Source organism: Mycobacterium sp. TH-M11 (assembly GCF_057473725.1).
In genome coordinates, this window is the sequence record NZ_JBYCLD010000299.1 from 1 (window position 1) to 4,020 (window position 4,020).

At 65.3% G+C, this 4,020-nt stretch carries 4 protein-coding genes; 3 read left to right on the forward strand and 1 reads right to left on the reverse strand.

All coding sequences use genetic code 11. The features are described 5' to 3' along the window. A partial coding sequence (locus AC2VOG_RS12365; RefSeq protein ID WP_486940189.1) for an oxygenase MpaB family protein occupies positions 1-716 on the reverse strand: 716 nt, incomplete at its 3' end. Between the two features lie 70 nt (positions 717-786). Here AC2VOG_RS12365 and AC2VOG_RS12370 point away from each other — a divergent pair. The 3 genes from AC2VOG_RS12370 (at position 787) to dusB (ending at position 3,639) form a co-directional block, all read left to right on the forward strand. Continuing rightward, positions 787-1,371: a TetR/AcrR family transcriptional regulator gene (locus AC2VOG_RS12370; RefSeq protein WP_486940190.1), complete on the forward strand. Its 585-nt coding sequence runs from the start codon at positions 787-789 to the stop codon at positions 1,369-1,371. Between the two features lie 108 nt (positions 1,372-1,479). Continuing rightward, positions 1,480-2,499, forward strand: coding sequence for an acyl-ACP desaturase (locus AC2VOG_RS12375; RefSeq protein ID WP_486940191.1), 1,020 nt, complete (start codon positions 1,480-1,482; stop codon positions 2,497-2,499). A 6-nt stretch (positions 2,500-2,505) separates the two neighbouring features. Next, positions 2,506-3,639 (forward strand): tRNA dihydrouridine synthase DusB, encoded by a 1,134-nt coding sequence (gene dusB / locus AC2VOG_RS12380; RefSeq protein ID WP_486940192.1) that lies wholly within the window; start codon positions 2,506-2,508, stop codon positions 3,637-3,639. Positions 3,640-4,020: the final 381 nt, after the last annotated feature.

Below are 4,020 nucleotides of genomic sequence, written 5' to 3' on the forward strand. Positions count from 1 at the left end.
GTGACCCACACGAAGAACGGCGACAGCAGCTTGCGCTGCAGAGCCCACAGCGGATTCGGAATCCACTGCGCAAAAGGTGGTTTCGGCAACTCCGTCAGATTGAGCACTTCGCGCGCGGCGTAGTTGTTCTCCAGCACCTCGCTGCACATGTGATCCCAGTAGACCTGAAAGTCTTCCCAGCTCTTGGGAACCGGGCGCATGCTCATGCCGTACATCCGGTACCACTCGATGTGCTCGTCGAACAGCTGCCGCTTCTGCGCTTCGGTCAGACCGCCGCAAAACCGTTCGGCCACATGGATTGTGCCCATAAAGAACGTCGAGTGCGCCCAATAGAAGACATCGGGGTTCATCGCGTGGTAGCGCCGCCCCTGACTGTCGGTGCCCTTGATCTCGATGTGGTAGTCGCGGACCTCCGCCCCGGTAGCGGGGGCGCGGTCGCCGTCGAACACCACCCCTCCGATCGGATACAGCGACCGCAGCAACCGCGGCCACCGTTCGCGGAAGAAGCTCGAGTGGTCCTCGACGGCCGCGCCCAGTTGCGGGTGCATGTTCTGCATCGACCCGGCCCAGGGGCCCTGCAGCATGCCGCGCCAGTCGCCGAAGTACCGCCAGGTCAGCGAGTCGGGGCCGAGCGGACGCGGCGGGACCTCGTACCCCAGCGGCGAAACCGGACAACCGCGCGCAACCTGGAAAGACTGCGACGTATCTTGAGTCACTGGCGAATTTTTCCCGTCCGCGGTCAGGCAAATTGACTACATTTGTTGTCAACAAGAGTCTAGGAGGACTGTGCCATCCGGTCAACGCGCACGCCGCTGGTCCGGTGTCCCCTTGGCGGATCGCCAGGCCCTGCGGCGCGACGAACTCGTCGCCGCCGGCGTGCAATTGCTCGGCCAGCCAAGCGGTCCGGCGGTGACCGTACGCGCGGTATGCCGACAGGCCGAATTGACCGAACGCTACTTCTACGAGAGCTTCACCGACCGCGACGAATTCGTCCGCGCCGTCTACGACGACGTCTGCGCCCGGGCGATGTCGGCGCTGATGTCGGCCGGCACGCCGCGCGAAGCCGTCGAGCGCTTCGTCGCCCTGATGGTCGACGACCCGGTACGCGGCCGGGTGCTTTTGTTGGCCCCCGCGGTAGAGCCGGTGCTGGTCCGCTCCGGTGCGGAGTGGATGCCGAACTTCATCGATCTACTCCAGGCCAAGCTGACCGAGATCGGCGACCCGGTTCGCCAGAAAATGGCCGCCACCAGCTTGATCGGCGGCCTGACCGCACTGTTCACCGCATACTTGGACGGACGCCTGGCGGCCAGCCGCGAACAGTTCATCGACTATTGCGTCGACATGCTGCTCAGCAGGGCCGCGAAGGGCTAACGCGGACAGCCCGAGAACCCGTAGTATCTGGCGCAGCCAAACTTGATGTCACCGATGTACACAGATATATTGACTGAAACCGACAGACACAGATAACTGGGAGGCGTTGTGCCGGATCCTCAAGACCTGGACCTGTTGCGTGAACTCGAACCGGTTGTCGAGAAGTACATGAACCGACACCTGTCCGTGCACAAGCCGTGGAACCCGCACGACTACATCCCATGGTCGGACGGCAAGAACTACTACGCGCTGGGCGGGCAGGACTGGGAGCCCGGACAATCCAAGCTGACCGATGTCGCGCAGGTCGCGATGGTGCAGAACCTGATGACCGAGGACAACCTGCCGTCGTATCACCGCGAGATCGCGATGAACTTCAGCATGGACGGGCCCTGGGGCCAGTGGGTCAACCGCTGGACCGCCGAGGAGAACCGGCACGGTATCGCGCTGCGCGACTACCTGGTCGTCACCCGCGCCGTCGACCCCATCGAGCTGGAGAAGCTGCGCATGGAGGTGGTCAACCGCGGCTTCAGCCCGGGCCAGAACCGCCAGATTCGAGAAGACCTGTTCGCCGAGAGCTTGTTCGACTCGATCATCTATGTGACCTTCCAGGAGCTCGCCACCCGGATCTCGCACCGCAACACCGGCAGAGTCTGCAAGGAGACGATCGCCGATCAGCTGCTGGCCAGAATTTCCGCCGACGAGAACCTGCACATGATCTTCTACCGCGACGTCTCCGAGGCCGGGTTCGAACTCGCGCCCAACCAGGCGATGAGGTCGCTGCACAAGGTGCTGCGCAACTTCCAGATGCCCGGCTATCAAGTGCCCGAGTTCCGCCGCAAGGCAGTGATGATCGCCGTCGGCGGCGTCTATGACCCGCGCATTCACCTCGACGATGTGGTGATGCCGGTACTGAAGAAATGGCGCATCTTCGAGCGCGAGGACTTCACCGGCGACGCCGCCGCAATGCGTGACGATCTTGCCGTGCTGATCAAGGAACTCGAAATGTCCTGCGACAAGTTCGAGATCTCCAAACAGCGTCAGCTCGACCGCGAGGCCCGCACGGGCAAGCGGGTCACCGCCCTGGAGTTGCACCACACCGAGGGCACGCTGTCCCTCAGCCGCCGGTAGTCCGCCGTGCGTATCGGCCCCATCACCCTGGCCAGCCCGGTGGTGCTGGCACCCATGGCCGGCGTGACCAACGTCGCGTTCCGGACGCTGTGCCGGGAACTCGAACGCGAGCGCGTCGGCACGGTCAGCGGGCTTTATGTCTGCGAGATGGTGACCGCGCGTGCCCTGGTCGAACGGCATCCCGTCACCATGCATATGACGACGTTCTCTGCCGACGAGACGCCGCGGTCGCTGCAGCTGTACACCGTCGATCCGGCCACCACGTACGCGGCGGTGAAGATGATCGCCGACGAAGGCCTGGCTGACCACGTCGACATGAACTTCGGCTGCCCGGTACCCAAGGTCACCCGTCGCGGCGGCGGGGCCGCGCTGCCCTACAAGCGACAGCTGTTCGGCCAGATCGTGGCGGCGGCGGTGCGGGGCACCGCGGGCACCGATATCCCGGTGACCGTCAAATACCGGATCGGCATCGACGACGAGCATCACACCCACCTCGAGGCCGGCAGGATCGCCGAATCAGAGGGCGCAGCGGCGGTCGCCCTGCACGCCCGCACAGCGGCCCAGCGTTACTCGGGAACCGCCGACTGGGAGCAGATCGCGCGACTCAAGCAGCATGTCCGGACCATCCCGGTGCTGGGCAACGGCGACATTTTCGAAGCCAACGATGCGCTGACCATGATGGCCGTGACCGGCTGCGACGGCGTCGTCATCGGTCGCGGCTGCCTGGGCCGGCCATGGCTGTTCGCCGAGCTTTCCGCGGCGTTCAACGACCGCCCGACGCCGACGCCGCCGAATTTGGGCGAGGTCGCCAACATCATCCGGCGGCACGGCGAGCTGCTCAGCCAACACTTCGGTGAAGACAAGGGCATGCGTGACATGCGCAAACACATCGCCTGGTACCTGCACGGCTTCCCCGCCGGCTCGGAGCTACGACGCGCACTCGCCCTGGTCAAGACCCTCGACGAGCTGGACCGGCTGCTGACCGACCTCGACGGCGATACGCCGTTCCCGACCGCGGCGAGCGGGCCACGTGGCCGCCAAGGGTCGCCGGCACGGGTTGCGCTGCCCGACGGCTGGCTGACCGACCGGGACGACTGCACGATTCCCTCGGGCGCCGACGTCATGCACTCGGGCGGCTGATCGACCCTCCGATGACGACGCAGGTCGGCAGGAGCCGGACTGTCCAACACCCTCCTGAGATCGCGTTTCCGGTGCCGTCTCTATACGATGTGGATCTTGTTGCATCCCCGCGCCGGCGGCCGAGACCAGCCGCCATCGCGGTAGGGCTGTCAGGGAACGGCGTTACTGCGATAGCTGCGCGGCGTCGACGTGCGTACTTGAGCGGTGTCGGAGATTCGGAGGCCGGTAGGACATGAGTGACGGCGATTCAGCCACTCACGGCCCCGACGCCGAGGACTCCGCGCGCACCGGAGCGCCGCCGGGATCGCGAGGCGTCGCGCCGTGGGAACGATTTGGGCCGACCACTCAAACGGCCACCATCGCCCATCGATGGGTCGGACC